The 15,829-nt window shown below is 66.0% G+C and carries 14 protein-coding genes and 1 riboswitch; of the genes, 5 read left to right on the top strand and 9 right to left on the bottom strand.

Annotated elements, in window-relative coordinates:
- Window positions 1-2: 2 nt before the first annotated feature.
- Genes AC0L3J_RS21335 through AC0L3J_RS21315 form a run of 5 tightly spaced genes read right to left on the bottom strand, consistent with a single transcriptional unit; the run spans window position 3 to window position 6,469 of the window.
- The gene (locus AC0L3J_RS21335; RefSeq protein WP_456765032.1) at window positions 3-632 is read right to left on the bottom strand and encodes a precorrin-8X methylmutase; all 630 of its coding nucleotides are present in this window, start codon (window positions 630-632) and stop codon (window positions 3-5) included.
- Entirely contained in the window at window positions 632-1,795 is a 1,164-nt protein-coding gene (gene cobG, locus AC0L3J_RS21330) for a precorrin-3B synthase (RefSeq protein ID WP_456765033.1), read from the bottom strand. The genes AC0L3J_RS21335 and cobG overlap by 1 nt, the downstream gene beginning before the upstream one ends.
- The gene (cobN, locus tag AC0L3J_RS21325) at window positions 1,792-5,040 is read right to left on the bottom strand and encodes a cobaltochelatase subunit CobN (RefSeq protein ID WP_473348238.1); all 3,249 of its coding nucleotides are present in this window, start codon (window positions 5,038-5,040) and stop codon (window positions 1,792-1,794) included. The genes cobG and cobN overlap by 4 nt, the downstream gene beginning before the upstream one ends.
- Entirely contained in the window at window positions 5,040-6,089 is a 1,050-nt protein-coding gene (gene cobW, locus AC0L3J_RS21320; RefSeq protein ID WP_456765034.1) for a cobalamin biosynthesis protein CobW, read from the bottom strand. The genes cobN and cobW overlap by 1 nt, the downstream gene beginning before the upstream one ends.
- Entirely contained in the window at window positions 6,086-6,469 is a 384-nt protein-coding gene (locus AC0L3J_RS21315) for a DUF1636 family protein (protein ID WP_456765035.1), read from the bottom strand. The genes cobW and AC0L3J_RS21315 overlap by 4 nt, the downstream gene beginning before the upstream one ends.
- Before the next feature lie 95 nt (window positions 6,470-6,564).
- A riboswitch (cobalamin riboswitch) is annotated at window positions 6,565-6,782 on the bottom strand.
- 40 nt (window positions 6,783-6,822) lie between these two features.
- On the opposite strand from AC0L3J_RS21315, the gene cobO reads away from it, so the two are divergent.
- Window positions 6,823-7,458: a cob(I)yrinic acid a,c-diamide adenosyltransferase gene (gene cobO, locus AC0L3J_RS21310; protein WP_456765036.1), complete on the top strand. Its 636-nt coding sequence runs from the start codon at window positions 6,823-6,825 to the stop codon at window positions 7,456-7,458.
- Window positions 7,459-7,468: 10 nt separating this feature from the next.
- Complete coding sequence (locus tag AC0L3J_RS21305; protein WP_473348237.1) at window positions 7,469-8,917, top strand: cobyric acid synthase; 1,449 nt, start codon at window positions 7,469-7,471, stop codon at window positions 8,915-8,917.
- On the opposite strand, the gene cobD is transcribed toward AC0L3J_RS21305, so the two are convergent.
- The gene (cobD, locus tag AC0L3J_RS21300; RefSeq protein WP_456765037.1) at window positions 8,906-9,868 is read right to left on the bottom strand and encodes a threonine-phosphate decarboxylase CobD; all 963 of its coding nucleotides are present in this window, start codon (window positions 9,866-9,868) and stop codon (window positions 8,906-8,908) included. The genes AC0L3J_RS21305 and cobD overlap by 12 nt on opposite strands.
- 11 nt (window positions 9,869-9,879) lie before the next feature.
- Window positions 9,880-10,821 carry an adenosylcobinamide-phosphate synthase CbiB gene (gene cbiB, locus AC0L3J_RS21295; RefSeq protein WP_473348236.1) on the bottom strand — a complete coding sequence of 314 codons (942 nt, stop codon included), beginning with the start codon at window positions 10,819-10,821 and terminating at the stop codon, window positions 9,880-9,882.
- A 121-nt stretch (window positions 10,822-10,942) separates the two neighbouring features.
- Here cbiB and cobU point away from each other — a divergent pair, with 121 nt between their 5' ends.
- The 3 genes from cobU to bluB are packed head-to-tail and all read left to right on the top strand — an operon-like array spanning window position 10,943 to window position 12,862.
- On the top strand, window positions 10,943-11,446 hold the full coding sequence (cobU, locus tag AC0L3J_RS21290) for a bifunctional adenosylcobinamide kinase/adenosylcobinamide-phosphate guanylyltransferase (RefSeq protein ID WP_456765039.1): 504 nt from the start codon (window positions 10,943-10,945) through the stop codon (window positions 11,444-11,446).
- A complete protein-coding gene (cobS, locus tag AC0L3J_RS21285) occupies window positions 11,443-12,225 on the top strand; it encodes an adenosylcobinamide-GDP ribazoletransferase (RefSeq protein WP_456765040.1) in 783 nt (260 codons plus the stop codon). The genes cobU and cobS overlap by 4 nt, the downstream gene beginning before the upstream one ends.
- A gap of 4 nt (window positions 12,226-12,229) precedes the next feature.
- Window positions 12,230-12,862: a 5,6-dimethylbenzimidazole synthase gene (gene bluB / locus AC0L3J_RS21280; protein ID WP_456765041.1), complete on the top strand. Its 633-nt coding sequence runs from the start codon at window positions 12,230-12,232 to the stop codon at window positions 12,860-12,862.
- Window positions 12,863-12,877: 15 nt separating this feature from the next.
- Here the strand turns inward: bluB and AC0L3J_RS21275 are convergent, their stop codons facing one another.
- Window positions 12,878-14,008, bottom strand: coding sequence for a hypothetical protein (locus tag AC0L3J_RS21275; RefSeq protein ID WP_456765042.1), 1,131 nt, complete (start codon window positions 14,006-14,008; stop codon window positions 12,878-12,880).
- A gap of 117 nt (window positions 14,009-14,125) precedes the next feature.
- Window positions 14,126-15,820, bottom strand: a complete 1,695-nt coding sequence (locus AC0L3J_RS21270; RefSeq protein ID WP_456765043.1) for a ShlB/FhaC/HecB family hemolysin secretion/activation protein — start codon at window positions 15,818-15,820, stop codon at window positions 14,126-14,128.
- Window positions 15,821-15,829 lie beyond the last annotated feature (9 nt).

Genomic DNA, 15,829 nt, shown 5'->3' with positions numbered 1-15,829 from the left:
CGCTATTCGCTCCGGCTCGCCAGTGCGTTCACGGCGGCGACTGTGATCGCGGACCCGCCGAGGCGGCCCTCGACCGTGAGCGCGGGGACCTTCGGATCGGCCATCAGCGCCGCCTTGGACTCCGCCGCGCCGACGAAGCCGACCGGACAGCCGATGATCGCCGCGGGCCGCGGACAGTCACGGTCGTCCAGCATGTTGAGGAGATGAAACAACGCGGTCGGCGCGTTGCCGATCGCCACGATCGCGCCGTCGAGATGCGGGCGCCATAGCTCCAGGGCCGCAGCCGAACGGGTGTTGCGCATGGACCGCGCGAGCGCGGGAACAGTCTCGTCGCCCAGCGTGCAGATGACAGCGTTGGCCGCGGGAAGCCGCGCCCGCGTAATTCCTTCGGAGACCATGCGCGCGTCGCACAGGATCGGTGCGCCCCTCTGCAGGGCCGCGCGCGCGGCGACCGCCATACCTGATGTGAAGCGGATATGCGCTTCGAGGCCCACCATGCCGGCCGCATGGATCATCCGCACCACCACCTGCTCCTCGTCAGGCGTGAAGCGCGCAAGATCGGCTTCGGCCCGGATGGTCGCAAAGGACTGCCGGTAGATCGCCGCGCCGTCGGTCTCGTAAGTGTGCGGCATCAGTGCCCTCCCATCAGGATGGAGGGATCTCTGACGATGTCGTCGCGGTTCAGCCCCCGCAGGATGGGCTCATCGCGCGTCGACCCGGCGCGCACGAGGTCGAAGCCGGCGCCGGTCGCAACCAGAGTGATGGCGGCGGGACCGGAATGGGCGCAGCCCTTGGCACAGCCGGAGACGTGGAGCCGTGCGGCCGCGCCGATGTTCGGCGCCAGGGCCGCAGCAAGACCGCGGGTATCGGCATGCGCCTCGCGACAGCGTGGCGCGCCGCTGCACGCGATGACGCGCAGCGCAGGATCGTAGGCCTCGGTGATGAGACCGGTCGCGTTCGGCATCGCGCGCTTGCCTTCGCTCAAAACCATCCGCCATGGCGTCATGCGCAGCGCATGCCCGCAACCGGCGAACTGGTCGAGCGTCGCATGCGCCATCTGCCCGAAGGCGACGCCGACCATCGCACCTTGCGCATAGAGGCCGGGGCGCGCCGCGGCCATGATCGGCGCCGGCTCGGCCTCGCCGCGCAATGCCACCGGCAGGATTGCACCGGCGGCAAGATGCGCCGCCATCCGCCCTCGCCCGCCTCTGGCGCCGCCAGAGATCACGAACCATTTAGCGAATGCCAGCGCGGTGGTCACGGCTTCGCCACGCGCGACGGAGCGGCCAAGCTTGTCGCCATCAGCCCGCACCAGCAGTCCGCCGGAACCATCGCGCTCGATCCGCACATCGGCGGAATCGCCCGCAAGCACGCGTGAGGTGCCGTCATCGATCGCGAAGCCGAACTTGGTTGGAAGCTCGAGTTGGCTGTCGGCGAGCGCCTCCTCGAGTTCGGCGGCGAGCGATTGAGTCGCGTCGCCGGCACGCCAGAACGGCGTCACAAGAATGTTGCGACGGGATTCGGTCTCAGCGTCCGGATCGAGCAGCGCCAGTTGCGAAAGGCCGTCGAGCAGCAGCCTGTGGCTGGTCTCGTTGACGCCCCTGATCTGGAGATTGGCCCGGCTGGTCACGTCGATCAGGCCATTGCCATGGCGCTCGGCGAGATGGGCCAGTCCGGAGATCTGCGCCGCGTCGAGCCGTCCGCCGAACGGACGCACGCGGACCACGAGTCCGTCGCCCGATTGCATCGGGCGCAGCGCGCCGGGACACCAGCCCTTGACCACGGAAGCGCTCATGACGCCTCCCGCAGCGCAGCCGCGATCGAATTGCGGCGCGTTCGCCAGAGTGAGGCCTCATGCAGGCGCGTGAAACACGTCTCCATCGCCGCCAGTGCCGCCGGATTCTCGCGGGCCATGAAGGCGCGGACGTCCTCACTGCCGAGCGTCGCATCGTAGTAAAGGTCGAACAGATGCGGCGGCACCGCGGCGGCCAGATGCGCGAAGGCGGCCATATGCTCGAGCGTTGCGGTGATCTCGGCCGCCCCGCGAAAACCGTGGCGCATCATGCCGGCGATCCAGGCTGGGTTGGCCGCGCGCGCGCGGACGACACGGGAGATTTCCTCGGTCAGCGTACGCGCATGCGGCTGCTCGGGGCGCGTCGCGTCGAGATGATAGAGCGATGGTCCGGCCGCACCGAGATAGGCTGCGGCAGCCGCAATGCCGGCCTCATGCGCGGCATAGTCGGCCGCGAGCAGAAGATCGGTTTCAGGCAAATCCTGCACGTGAACAAAAGCATCGGCCGATAAGAGCCGCTTCTCGATACCGGCACGATCGAGCCTGATCTCGCCGTCGGCCGAGAACGCCCATGACGATGCCGAGAGCCATGCTTCGCCGGCGGCTTCGCGCGTCTCGGGCGTGAAGGCGTCCGGGATTGCCGAGAGGCCGACGCCGTATTGTCCGGGACGCGGCGCGAACACGCGCGATGTGCGATGGCGATATGGATTTTCGTCGCCCTCGTCCTCGCGGGCCGACAGCGCCTCGGCTGCCGCCTCGAACAATTGCGCAAGGCCCGAGAAGACGTCGCGGAACAGGCCCGAGACACGCAGCGTGACGTCGATGCGGGGCCGGCCAAGCTCGGCAGGCGCGATGATGGCGTAGCCGGTCACACGGCCGGAGGCGTGATCCCAGCGCGGCGCGAGGCCGGCCAGATGCAACGCCATGGCAAACTCCTCGCCCGCGGTGCGCATCGTCGCCGAGCCCCAGAGATCGACGACGAGGCCCTTTGGCCAGTCGCCGTGATCCTGCAGATGACGACGTAGCAATTCTTCGGCGAGCTTAATGCCTTGCGCATGCGCCGACGGCGTCGGCACCGCGCGCGGATCGACGGCAAAGAGATTACGCCCGGTCGGCAGCACGTCCTGCCGGCCACGATAGGGTGAGCCTGACGGACCCGGCGCAACGCGCTGTCCTGCAAGCGCGGCCCGCAAAGCGTCGCGCTCCGCGTCGCCGCAGGCGCCGCGGCCGAACACGTGCAGGCCGTCGCCGAACTGGCTTTCCTTGAGATCGCAGACGAAGCGGTCGATCCGCGGGATCGCTTCGGCCGGTGCGGCGGCTGCATCGAGGCCAAGATCGTCTTCCAGGCCAGCCGCGCGTGCCTCATCGCGGATCGCGGCAATCAGACGCTGGCGGCGGGCGGGATCGAGGCCATCAGCCGTCGAGTATTCGTCGAGGAGCTGTTCGAGCCTGCGTAGCCCGTCCGGCACCGCTGATGCGGCGAGCTGCGGCGGCAGATGGCCGATCGTGACGGCACCCAGGCGCCGCTTGGCCTGCGCGGCCTCGCCGGGATCGTTGACGATGAAGGGATAGATGACGGGCAGATCGCCGATCAGGGCTTCCGGCCAGCACGCCTGCGACAGTGCCACGGATTTTCCCGGCAGCCATTCCAGCGTGCCGTGCGCGCCCATGTGCACGACGGCATCATGGCCCTGCTGCCGGAGCCAGAGATAGAACGCGACATAGGCGTGGCGCGGCGTGCGGGCGAGATCGTGATAGTCGGCATCGCGCGTGGTCGCATCGCCGCGCTCCGGCTGAACCGCGATGATCGACCGGCCGCATTGAATCGCGGCGAAATGGAACGCGCCGTTGCGACAACCCGGATCGGTCTCCGGCGCGCCCCAGGCTTGCGCGAGATCATCCTGCAACACTTGCGGAAGGCGCGACAGCGCAGCGCGGTAATCGGCAACGCTCCAGCTCAAGGTCTGCTCGAGCAGCGTGTCGCCGAGTCCATGGACCGGCGCAACATCGAAGCCGGCCTCCGCGAGATCGGACACCAGGGCCTCGACCGAGGCCAGCGCATCGAGACCCACCGCATGCGCAATCTGATGCGGACGGCCCGGATAGTTCGAGAGTACGAGTGCCATCCGCTTTTCGGCGGCCGGCTTCTCCGCAAGGCGATGCCAGGCCGCAACGCGCGCGCCGACGGCCTTCACGCGCTCGTCGTCGGGCCTGTGTGCCAGATGCGAAAATTGCAAATCGGGATCGCGCATCGCGGCCGATTTGAAGCTGACCACGCCCGCAAACAGGCGACCGTCGACCTCGGGCAGCACCACATGCATCGCGAGGTCGCCGGGCGACAGGCCGCGGAGCGAGCTCGCCCAATCCTCGCGCCGCGCCGTGGAGAGCGCGACCTGGAACACCGGGCAGGATGCGGCATCGAACGGCGTCGTGCCGTCGTCGCCCATCGCCGAGAATGCCGTCGCATTGACGATCGCGGCCGGAGGATTATGCGCCAGATACTCGCGCAACCAATCCGCAACCCCCGCGGCTTTCAGCGAGGTGACGAACACACCATGCGCGTCGAATCCCTTCTCGCGCAATGCGCCGATCAGGGCATCGACCGGGCCAGTGTCGGCCGCGGTGAGATAGGAGCGATAGAAGATCACGAGCGCGCGCCGCCTGCCCTCACCCAACGCCGGCGCGGCAATGACACCGCGCGCGGGATCGTAAAAGCCCATCTCGGGCACGGTCATCTCGCCGATAACAGGTCCCGCATAGAGGCCCGAAGCCAACGCAAGCTGCGCGATCGCGGCTTGCGATGCGACAGGGCCGCCGGTGTCGCAGAGCACCTTGAGCCGCCGCAGCGTCGAGACCGGCAGGGTCGAATATGCATCCAGCCGCGTATCGTCGCGGCCGTCGGCCGGCAGCACGGCCAGCACGATGCCGCGCTCCTTCGCCAGTTGCTGCAGGGCCGCGAGCCCATACGACCAATAGGACTCACCCCCGATCAGACGCACGAGGATGCCGCGCGCCTGCGCCAGCGTGCGCTCGATATAGGTGTCGACCGAGAGCGGATGACGGAGTTCTGCGAGATTGACGAGCCGTAGCGACGGCAGGCTGTCGCGGCCACGGCGCCAGCCGGCCGCGAACGCGGCAAGATCGGAATCTGAATACGAGAGCACCACGAGATCGGCCGGATCCTGGCCGATGTCCCTTGGTATCGCGGTCTCCTCGAGACCGCGGCTCTCGCGGAAGACTACGTGCATTAGATACCAGATCCTGAAAGACCAAGTCCCGCCTTGATCGCGGCTTCATCAATGTTTCCGTGCTCGCCGATCACGACGAGCTTTGACCGCCTCGCACCCGCGCCCCAGGGCTTGTCGAACTGGTGCCGCACGCGCTCGCCGACCGCTTGCAGCAAGAGGCGCATCGGCTTGCCCTCCACCGCGATGTAACCCTTGACGCGCAGCACGTTCTGCTCGCGCGCCAGCCGCTGAACGGATGCGACCAGCACGTCGATGTCGGTGACCTCAGGAAGATCGATCACGACGGACGCAAAATCGTCGTGCTCATGATCCTCCTCGCCGTCGTGATGCGAGGGCCGCGCGGCGAGATCATTCTCGGCGGCAGCGCCGAGGTCGAGGATGACACGCGCGTCGATCGCGCCGTCGGTGATCGCCAGCATCGGCACGCGGCGCGACATCTCGGCGGTGATCGCCGCCTTGGCTGTCTCGAGCCCTGCCGCGCCCGCAAGATCCGCCTTGGTCAGCAGCACGATGTCGGCGCAGGCGATCTGGTCCTCAAACACTTCCGACAGCGGCGTCTCATGGTCGAGATTGCCGTCCGCCGCGCGCTGCGCTTCGACGGCAATTGGGTCGGGCGCGAAACGGCCGGCAGCAACAGCTTCGGCGTCGGCGAGCGCGATCACGCCGTCGACCGTGATGCGCGAACGGATCTCCGGCCAGTCGAACGCCTTCAGCAGCGGTTTGGGCAGAGCCAGGCCCGAGGTCTCGATCAGGATATGATCGGGCCGCACCGGCCGCGACAGCAGCTTCTCCATGGTCGGAATGAAATCGTCGGCGACAGTGCAGCAGATGCAGCCATTGGCGAGCTCGATGATGTTCTCTTCCGGGCAATTCGCATCGGCGCAGGATTTCAGAATCTCGCCATCGACGCCTTCGCTGCCGAACTCGTTGACGAGCACCGCGAGCTTCTTGCCGTTGGCGTTGGCGAGCAGATGCTGGATCAGCGTGGTCTTGCCGGAGCCGAGAAAGCCCGTGACGACCGTGACCGGGACTTTTGCGAGCGAATTCATTCGGCAGCCTCCGGCACGACGGCCAAGGGGAGAATGGGGGGAATGCGGGCAAGCGATTGCTTGCGGAAGATCTCCGGGCGGCTGCGCCAGGGCACGAGGCCGTCGGGCGCGGCCGCATAGGCCGCGGCGCCCGCGACCACGTCGCTCGCATGCGCATCCGAGAGGCGACCATAGACATAGGACCAGCGGCCGGGCGCGCTGAGCGCGACCGAGCAACCCTGGTTGCATGCAGACAGGCATTCGACGGGAACCACGCTGACGCCCTCGGGCACGCCGGCCTCGAGGATCGCACCATGCAGGCGCTTGCCGGGCGTCGTCTCGCCCTCGCCAAGCGTCTCGCCGGCGCGGCAGGTGATGCAGACATGAAGTGTGACGGTCATCGCTTCTTCCAGAATAAACAGCGGGAAGCGAAGAGGCCCACGAACCGTTCTTGCGAAGGCCCGTTTCCCCGTCGCGGAACACCCCGTCCGCCGGTCCAAAATCGTCCGCGTTGGCAGGTCTCCCGGCTTCCGGAGCAGGGTTTCCCCTTCGATCCCCGCCTTCCCGATCTCATGGGGATCAGTGGCTTCGGGCATCTCTCCGGTCACGGTCGCGGGGGCGGCTGCATTTTGGAACCAAATCTTGCCGATTCGGACCCTATCGCATTCCCTCTTCGCCTGTCGTAGGACAGGAACCAACGTCGGGCCACCATTTGCCCCCGACCGCCTCTTGTCAAGCCGAAGGACCCCGTCCGATGACGTCAGAACCGGATACCCAGACGGCCGACGAAACCGACGCCCGTCACGCCTCGAAAATGGCGAAGAAGAAGGTCGCCCGCGACAAGATCATGGCGACCAAGAGCGGCGAAAAGGGCCTCATCATCGTCCACACCGGCGCCGGCAAGGGCAAGTCGTCCTCGGCCTTCGGCATGATCGTCCGCTGCGTCGCCCATGGCTTTCCCTGTGCGGTCGTGCAGTTCATCAAGGGCGCCTGGGATACCGGCGAGCGCCGCATGCTCACCGGCCATTTCGGCGACCTCTGCCAATTCCACGCCATGGGCGAAGGCTTTACCTGGGAGACGCAGGACCGCGCCCGCGACATCGCGGCCGCCCGCGCCGGCTGGGAGAAGGCCAAGGAGCTGATCCTCGACCAGAATCTCCGCATGGTCGTGCTCGACGAGATCAACATCGCGCTGCGCTACGACTATCTCGACATCGCGGAGGTTGTCGATTTCCTGGCGACCTCGAAGCCGCCGATGACGCATGTCGTGCTTACCGGGCGCAACGCCAAGGACGAGCTGATCGAGATCGCCGATCTCGTCACCGAGATGACGCTGGTCAAGCATCCCTTCCGCTCCGGCATCAAGGCGCAAGCCGGCGTCGAGTTCTAAGAAACTCGCGATGGCGCGCGCATTGATGATCCAGGGGGCCGGCTCGGACGTGGGCAAGTCGCTCATCGTCGCCGGCCTCGCGCGCGCCTTTGTGCGACGCGGCCTGCGCGTGCTCCCGTTCAAGCCGCAGAACATGTCGAACAATGCGGCCGTCACGGTCGACGGCGGCGAGATCGGCCGCGCCCAGGCGCTCCAGGCGCTCGCCGCTGGCGTCGAGCCGCACACCGACATGAACCCGGTGCTGCTCAAGCCCGAGACCGATGTCGGCGCGCAGGTGATCGTGCAGGGAAAACGCATCGCGACCGCGCGTGCGCGTGAATATGCGGCGATGAAGCCGTCATTGATGGGCGCCGTGCTGGAGAGCTTCGAGCGGCTGAAGGCGCGCGCCGATCTCGTGCTGGTGGAAGGCGCCGGCAGCCCGGCCGAGGTGAACCTGCGCAAGGCCGACATCGCCAATATGGGCTTTGCGCGCAAGGCCGACGTGCCGGTCGTGCTGGTCGGCGACATCGACCGCGGCGGTGTCATCGCGCAACTCGTCGGCATCAAGGCGGTAATCGACCCGGATGATGCCGCGATGATCCAGGGATTTGTCATCAACAAGTTCCGCGGCGATCCCACGCTGTTCGACGACGGCTACAGACTGATCGAAGAAAAGACCGCATGGCGCGGCTTTGGCGTGCTGCCCTGGTTCGCGCGCGCCGGCGAGCTGCCCGCCGAGGATGCGCTCGGCCTGAGCGATGCGCGCAAGCCGGGCCAATGCAAGATCGCCTGTCTCGCGCTGTCGCGGATTGCCAATTTCGACGATCTCGATCCGCTCAAGCTCGAGCCCGGCGTCGATCTCGTGATGGTGCGGTCGGGCGAGGCCATTCCCGGCGACGTCAGGCTCGTCATCATCCCCGGCTCAAAATCCACGCGCGGCGATCTCGCCTTTCTGCGCGCGCAAGGCTGGGACATTGATCTGCTGGCGCATTCCCGCAGAGGCGGCCATGTGCTCGGCCTCTGCGGCGGCTATCAGATGCTCGGACACAGCGTCACTGATCCCGATGGGATCGAGGGACCCGCCGGCGACACACCGGGTCTCGGACTTCTGGATGTGGAAACGGTGATGAGCTCGGAGAAGACGCTGACGCGTGTCGCGGCCGTGCATGCCGCGACGGATCAGCCGATCGAGGCTTATGAAATCCACATCGGCCGCACTGATGGGCCGGATCGCGCGCGTCCATTCGCAAGGTTGAACGGCGAACCGGAAGGCGCGATCTCGCGCGACGGACGTGTGCAGGGCAGCTATCTGCACGGTCTGTTCACGTCGGACGATTTTCGCAAGGCGTTTTTGGCGAAGCTCGACATTCCCGCAGGCGACGAGCCCTATCACGCCAGGGTCGAGAGCGCGCTCGATGCCCTTGCCGATCACATCGAAGCCCATCTCGACGTCGAAGGCCTGCTCGCGCTAGCGCGCTAGCGCCTCGGCCAGGCGCGACCATTCGGGTTCGCCGCCCGGAAGCCCGAGGCGCAGCCATGCCGGCTCCCGCGCGAACACGCGAGACCAGATATGGCGACGCGCCAGCTTTTCCTGCGCGGCAAGCGCGTCAGGCGTCGCGTAGAGACGAAACAGCTGCGTCCCGCCAATGACCGTCAAGCCTTGCGACTGCACCATGCCATCGAGGCGAGCGCAGTCACGCGCGAGCCGCGCGGAGGTGGCCTCGGCCCAGGCATCGTCATACAGAGCGCGGCAACCGATCGCGATTGCCGCTCCCGAGACCGGCCAAGGTCCCGACATCGCGGCGATCCTGGCGATGTCGGACGCATTGCCGAGAGCGAAACCGAGCCGCAGGCCGGCAAGGCCGTAAAACTTTCCGAAGGAGCGCAGGATCAGCAGCCCCGGCCGGTCCTCGGATGCAAGTGACAGCTGCGGGGCCGCATCGGCGAAACTCTCGTCGATGACGAGACGGCCGACGCGCGGCAGCAGCGCCAGCAAATCCTTTCGCGGATGGCATCGGCCGTCAGGATTGTTGGGATTGACGACAATGGCGACGTCCGCGCCCGCCAGCGCGTCGAGCTCCCCGACCTCCTGGACCTCCCAGCCCGCGGCCGAGAGGACCCCCGCATATTCATTGTAGGTCGGCGCGAGGATGCACGCGCGGCCTGCCGGCGGAAGTTGCGGCAGCAGTTGGATCGCGGCCTGGGCGCCGCCAAGTGCGACAACCGCCGCACTCGTGCGGTAAGCGTGCCGCGCCGCCTGATGCAGCGCCTCGATCTCGGCGCGCGACGGCAACGCGCTCCACGCGCGCGAGCTCACCTCGCCCACGGGATAAGGCAGGCGGTTGATCCCGGTCGACAGATCGATCCAGTCCTCCGCGCGACCGCCGAAACGTTGCTGGGCCTGATCGAGATTTCCACCGTGCTCGCGCATGCGCTGTTCTTTCACGCGAAGGCCAGGATCGCAAGGAGGCCGGCGAGCAGCAGCATGGCGCGACGGTAAACCGTCAATCCCCGATCGATGTCGGCGGCAAGCGGATCGCGCGCACCTTCGTTCAGCCAGGGCTCGTTGGTGGTGCTGCCGTGATAGATTCGCGGACCGCTGAGCCGCACGCCAAGCGCACCCGCCATGGCTGCCTCCGGCCAGCCCGCATTGGGCGAACGGTGTCGGCGTGCATCGCGCATCATGCACGACAGTGCCTCGGATCGCTGGGGCGCCAGCAGCACGAACAGAAATCCGGTCAGCCGCGCCGGGATGAAATTGGCAACATCGTCGATGCGCGCCGCGGCCCAGCCGAAGGCTTCGTGGCGTTCGGAGCGATGGCCGATCATGGAGTCCAGCGTGTTGATCGCCTTGTAGCCCAAAATGCCGGGAAGACCGAACATCGCGCCCCAGAACACCGGTGCGACGATGCCGTCGGACGCATTCTCGGCGAGGCTCTCGATCGCCGCGCGCGCGATCCCGGCCTCGTCGAGCGTCAGGGGATCGCGGCCGACGATGCGCGAGACCGCGTCGCGCGCGGCGGGGATGTCACCGGCCCGCATCGGATTTGCGACGGCAGCAACGTGGTCGTGCAGCGAACGCAAGGCGACCAGCGGCCAGGCCACGACGCCGACCAGCACGATCTGGATCGAACCCAACGGAAGCAGAGACTGAAGTGCCCAGCCGAGCGCGACCGAGAGTCCGATCACCGCGAGCGCTCCGGCGAGACCAGCGGCGCGGCGGAATGCCGGCGGATCAGACGGTCGATTCCAGGCCTTGTCGATGGCAGAAATCAGCCAGCCCAGCCAGGTGACGGGATGGCCGATCTGCGCGAACAACCACGACGGCCAGCCCACCAGGGCATCCACCACCATCGCAACCGCCATCGCACCCGCAAAACCCACACCCGCCTCCTGTCCTGCCCCTGTTGCGCAAAGGGTGGCCGGAGCGCAAGCCCCTGATTGGCGGATTTCGGCTTTGTTTTTGGCCGCGTTTGGTGATTAGTGCAGGCCGACAGGAGACTTTATGGCCGTCATTTTGATCACCGGCGGAGCGCGATCGGGCAAGAGCAAGCGCGCGGAGATGCGCACGCGCGCCTTTCCCGGGCAGCCGGTCTATCTCGCGACGGCCGAGGCTCTCGATGCCGAAATGGAGGCGCGCATCGCCAGACATCGCGCGCGCCGCGGAACCGACTGGATCGAACGCGAAGTGCCGCTCGGTCTCGTGCCCGCGCTGCTCGCCACGGACGGCGGCGGCGCGCGGCTCGTCGATTGCCTGACGCTGTGGCTCTCCAACCTGATGCATTCGGAGCGCGACTGGGAACGCGAGATCGAGGAGCTTGCCGGCGCCCTGCCCCGGTTGAAAAGCCCCGTCGTTCTCGTCACCAATGAAGTTGGCCTTGGCATCGTGCCCGACAACGCGCTGGCGCGCAGCTTTCGCGACGCCGCCGGGATCATGAACCAGGTCATCGCTGAAGTCGCCGACGAAGTCGAATTCGTCGTCGCCGGCCTGCCGATGAAACTGAAATGATGCCGCGCGACCAACTCTTGCGAGACGTCATCGCCGATCTCAGGATGGCGGCATCGTTCGTGACGATCCTCCCCGTCGCATCGTCGAAGCCCGCAGCCGACGGCGCTGTCGCACGCGCGACCTGGGCGTTGCCCGTCGCAGGACTGCTGGTCGGCCTTGCCGGCGCCTTGGTCTACAAGGTCGCGAGCCGGTTCGGTCTGGCACCGAACCTTGCCGCGCTGCTCGCGCTGGCCGCGACCGCCCTCGTCACCGGCGCGCTGCACGAGGACGGCCTTGCCGATACTGCCGACGGGCTCGGCGGCGGCCGCACCCGCGAGCGCAAGCTCGAGATCATGCGCGACAGCCGGATCGGCACCTATGGCGTCTGCGCGCTGATCCTGTCGTTCGGCCTGCGCTGGAGCGCGCTCGCGGCGATCGCCAATCCGTGGGCCGTCGCGCTCGCGCTGTGCGCTGCGCATACTGCGGCCCGCGCGGGCTTGCCGGCCTTCATGTCGCAGGTCGCGCCTGCGCGACCTGACGGCCTGTCGGCGAGCGCCGGATCACCGCCGGGCCGCAGCGTTGCGATCGCATTCGCTGTTGGAATCCTCACGCTCACGCTCGCGCTGGGGCCCGGCAAGGCGCTGGTGAGCCTGATCCTGCTCTCCCTCGCCGGCCTGATGCTGGCGCGACTTGCCATCCGCCAGATTGGCGGGCAGACCGGCGACATCCTCGGCGCGTTTGAGCAGACTGGCGAGATTCTGATCCTGCTGGTTGCCGCAGCTTTCCAGATCGGAGGGTGACGCGATGGTTGAATTCGACGACACCTTCCGCCAGCACTTGCGCGAGCTGTTCGTGTGGCGCCGCGACGTGCGCCGCTTTCGCGCCGATCCGTTGCCTGACGGCGCCATCGATCGCCTGATCGAGACGGCCTGTCTCTCGCCTTCGGTCGGCCTCAGCCAGCCCTGGCGCTTCGTCATCGTCGACGACGACGCGCGGCGTCGCGCCGTGATCGACGATTTCAAAGCGTGCAACGCCGACGCGCTGAATGCCTATGCCGGTGAGCGCGCAGCGCGCTATGCTACGCTGAAACTCTCGGGTCTCGAACAGGCCCCCGGCCACCTCGCCGTGTTTGCGGACAAGGCCAGCGACGTCGGTCACGGCCTCGGCCGCGCGACGATGCCGGAGACGACGGAATATTCCGTGGTCGCGGCGATCACCGCGATGTGGCTGGCCGCGCGCGCCGATGGCATCGGGCTTGGCTGGGTCTCGATCCTCCATCCGGATCGCATCCACGCCATTCTCGACGTGCCCGACACCTGGAAATTCATCGCCTATCTCTGCATCGGCTATCCGGAAGTTGAATGCGAGCAGCCTGAGCTCGAGTTGGCGAAATGGGAGCATCGGCGCGGCGCGGACGCGTTCACCCTGAAGCGCTAGACGACTCAATATCCGCTACGGTAGCTCAACGATTCTGCGTTGCGTGAGCACTTTCAACGCCGCACCCACACCACATCGCGTATCTTTCAGATTTGGATCATACGTAGCGTCACGTCCGAACTTTCCGGAAACGTACAAATTGGTGCACCCCCAGATATACGGCGATCTGGCATTGTGATTCCGATAACCGAGCCCGTTGTAGGTTTCCAGCCGGAATAGGACAGTTCCGACGCCGGACCAATCGATGCCTTGCCAACCAACGAGGGTTAGGAGGTCGATTGTGCTATCCTCCCAAGGGAACGGCGGATCACCCTGCGAAGGATGCCCCTTCGGCACATTCACAGTTCTGGCGGACAGCGGGTCGCCGTTCAAATGACGCGAAAAATCGAAATTGACGTCACCGTGAAGCAACGCCACGACGTACCATGGCACACTGGTCTTGGTTTCAATGGCTTGGTATCGCTCCTTGTTGGCCTGGATGCGCCCAACCATCTTATCGACATCGGACATGCGCTGAGGATCAATGATGGCCTGGTCAAAGAGTTGCTCAGCCTCCGATTGAATGGCTTTCGAATCGAACCGCGGGGCAACGGCCGGTAGGCTCGGCACAGTGATATTGCTGTCCTGCCTTGCGTATCCGACCTCCGCATAATTCCAATAGAGCTCTCTTCGCAAGGCCGCCATTTTGATCTGTTCGGCCTCGCTCGGTTTAGGAAGCGCGCTCAGATGCGCCGCGTCCATCTCCTTGTCATTGATGCTCTTTCTTATCGCGTCGCGCCGCTTCTCCAGCTCGTCATGATACAGCCTCCATTGGTCTCTGCTCTCCTTGTCCGAGACATAGGAGAAGTATTCCGAGAAGCGCAGACGCAGTTCGATGTCCTGGTTCAGAGCCGTGTCGATGAATTTCGAGATGTAGGTTTGGTGTAGATCCTGGGCCTTGCCCTCGATCTCTTTTTGCTTGAGAGCAACCTCCTGCTCGGCTTTCCTGAGATCGAGCCGCGCTTTGTAGGCTTCGACCGCGGCCGGAATGGCGACAGCCACGCCGCCACTGATCAGCGTGCCCCAGATGGCCTGCCAGAAGCCGAGGCGCAGGCGATAGCGCTCCAGGCTCTGCACGACCGGCTCGGTTGGTTCTGTGGCGGCCATCTGCGTTCGCCCGTCCAGTAGCGGAACTGGCCTATGCAACCGCAAGGCGTCGATTTAATCAACCCCGGAATGCTGATCCGGGCGGCCAGGTGCTGCCGAACCACTCCGCCGAAATCACTACGACTTGCTCCTGCCAGCAACCGCCGCCAAAGGCGCGGGGCTTTCCTGCTTCTGGAACATCAACAACGGCCGGAGAATGACACGGCCATAGGCCTCGTAGTGGTGCTGGGTCGAGACCGCCATCTTGAGCGGTGTCGCGTAATTGGCCTCGAAGGTCATGAACGAGGCGTAGGTCCAGGAGAAGCCAACGCCGACCGAGCCCAGCTCGGTGATCCCGGGGAACGTCGAATACACCGCACCCCAGTCCGTGAAGATATAGGTGTCGAAACCCCTGAGCCATTGCGACCAGTTGTAGTGCAGCTCGGCATTGAAATAATAGCCGCTGTCGCCGGACGCCGAGTTGGAGGGATAACCGCGCACGGTGGTGGGGCCGCCGATCGAGAAGATCTGGTCGCCCGGCAGCAGCTTTTCCTGCGTGTACTGCCAGCTCGCCAGCACATTGGTGCTGAAATTTGCCGGCCCTGCGGCGCTGGTCGCGAACATGGAGCCGGTATAGGTGTTGAACGTGCGATTATTGCCGAGCACGTGGTCTTGCCACGTGATGTAGTTCACCGCCGGTGAGACCGTGATCGAATAGGTGTTGCCGGAATTGGTCACCGAGAGGCCGGCCGTGGCCTTGTCGTAATGATCCTGGGTCACGGCGACCGTGGCGAAGCGGCTGACCGTCTTGCCCTCGGTCTCCGCAGCGTTGAGCAGCACCAGCCAGTTCTGCGTCACCCAGACCGGCTGGCTGAAATTGACCGCGGCCTGGCTCGAGCGTCCGGTGACGTCGAGCGCGACGAACGGTCCCTGGATGATCTTGATCTTGCCTTCGGTATAGCTGACGCCGGCGCGGCCGCCCCAGGGATTGACCGGGATGCTGTAGGCGACGTTGCCGTTGAGGTTGCCGTCGGAACGGACGCCGTAGAAGGTCAAGCGGTCGTCGACGCCGAACAGGCCGTGGCGCTTGTAGAAGGCCCCGCCCTCCCAACGCCCGGTGTTTTCCGCGCCCTGATTGTCGGTGAAGAGCTGCAAGGTGTCGACCGGCGGCTCGATCACGGCGAACTGGAGATCGGTCAGGCCAAAGCTCGTGCCGGGTTGCAGCAGCGCCTTGATCTGCACGTCGTTGGTACGATTGAACCAGATCACATCGCGATTGAGCTTTGGAACGTCGAGGACCTCGCCTTCGGGCTCCTTCACGCGCTGAAGGATGTACTCGGTGCGGGTCTGCTTGTTGCCCTCGATGGTCGTCTTCTGCAGCCGGCCTTCGGTCAGCTTGACGCGGACGATGCCGCCCTTGGCATCCTGCTCGGGCAGCGTCGCGATGCCCGTGACGATGCCGCGCTCGGTATAGACGGCGTTGATGTCGGCGACGAGCTGCAGCAGCGAGGCGATGTCGACGTTCTTGCCGACATACTTCTTCGCGATCTCGTCGAGCTCGGCCGGCGTGATGAACTTGGAGGCGTCGAACTCGACCTTGCGCAGGCGGAATTTCGGCCCGCCCGGCTTCAGGAGCTGGGACTTCTCCCGCTCACCGCCGATCACCGCCGGCCCCTTGAGCTTGGGCGGCGCGCTCTGCTGTTCGAGCTGCCGGCGTTGCCGGTCGACATCGTTCTGGATCACGCCGGGATTGATCGACGGAATCTGCGCCCGCGCGGAGGCGATGCACGACGCTGCCAGCCCAAGCCCTAACGCTGCCCCCCAAATCCGCATCCCTGGTTC

This window comes from Bradyrhizobium sp. Kon37, from assembly GCF_055807535.1.
The sequence above is the reverse complement of the archived record's forward strand: the minus strand, read 5'-3'. Positions and strand labels throughout refer to the sequence as shown.

Coding starts and splice junctions, on each gene's coding strand:
- cobO (WP_456765036.1), top strand. CDS start 6,823: ATGACGTCAGAACCGGATACCCAGACGGCCGACGAAACCGACGCCCGT.
- cobG (WP_456765033.1), bottom strand. CDS start 1,795: ATGAGCGCTTCCGTGGTCAAGGGCTGGTGTCCCGGCGCGCTGCGCCCG.
- AC0L3J_RS21315 (WP_456765035.1), bottom strand. CDS start 6,469: ATGACCGTCACACTTCATGTCTGCATCACCTGCCGCGCCGGCGAGACG.
- AC0L3J_RS21270 (WP_456765043.1), bottom strand. CDS start 15,820: ATGCGGATTTGGGGGGCAGCGTTAGGGCTTGGGCTGGCAGCGTCGTGC.
- bluB (WP_456765041.1), top strand. CDS start 12,230: ATGGTTGAATTCGACGACACCTTCCGCCAGCACTTGCGCGAGCTGTTC.
- cobU (WP_456765039.1), top strand. CDS start 10,943: ATGGCCGTCATTTTGATCACCGGCGGAGCGCGATCGGGCAAGAGCAAG.
- cobD (WP_456765037.1), bottom strand. CDS start 9,868: ATGCGCGAGCACGGTGGAAATCTCGATCAGGCCCAGCAACGTTTCGGC.
- AC0L3J_RS21305 (WP_473348237.1), top strand. CDS start 7,469: ATGGCGCGCGCATTGATGATCCAGGGGGCCGGCTCGGACGTGGGCAAG.
- AC0L3J_RS21275 (WP_456765042.1), bottom strand. CDS start 14,008: ATGGCCGCCACAGAACCAACCGAGCCGGTCGTGCAGAGCCTGGAGCGC.
- cobW (WP_456765034.1), bottom strand. CDS start 6,089: ATGAATTCGCTCGCAAAAGTCCCGGTCACGGTCGTCACGGGCTTTCTC.
- AC0L3J_RS21335 (WP_456765032.1), bottom strand. CDS start 632: ATGCCGCACACTTACGAGACCGACGGCGCGGCGATCTACCGGCAGTCC.
- cobS (WP_456765040.1), top strand. CDS start 11,443: ATGATGCCGCGCGACCAACTCTTGCGAGACGTCATCGCCGATCTCAGG.
- cobN (WP_473348238.1), bottom strand. CDS start 5,040: ATGCACGTAGTCTTCCGCGAGAGCCGCGGTCTCGAGGAGACCGCGATA.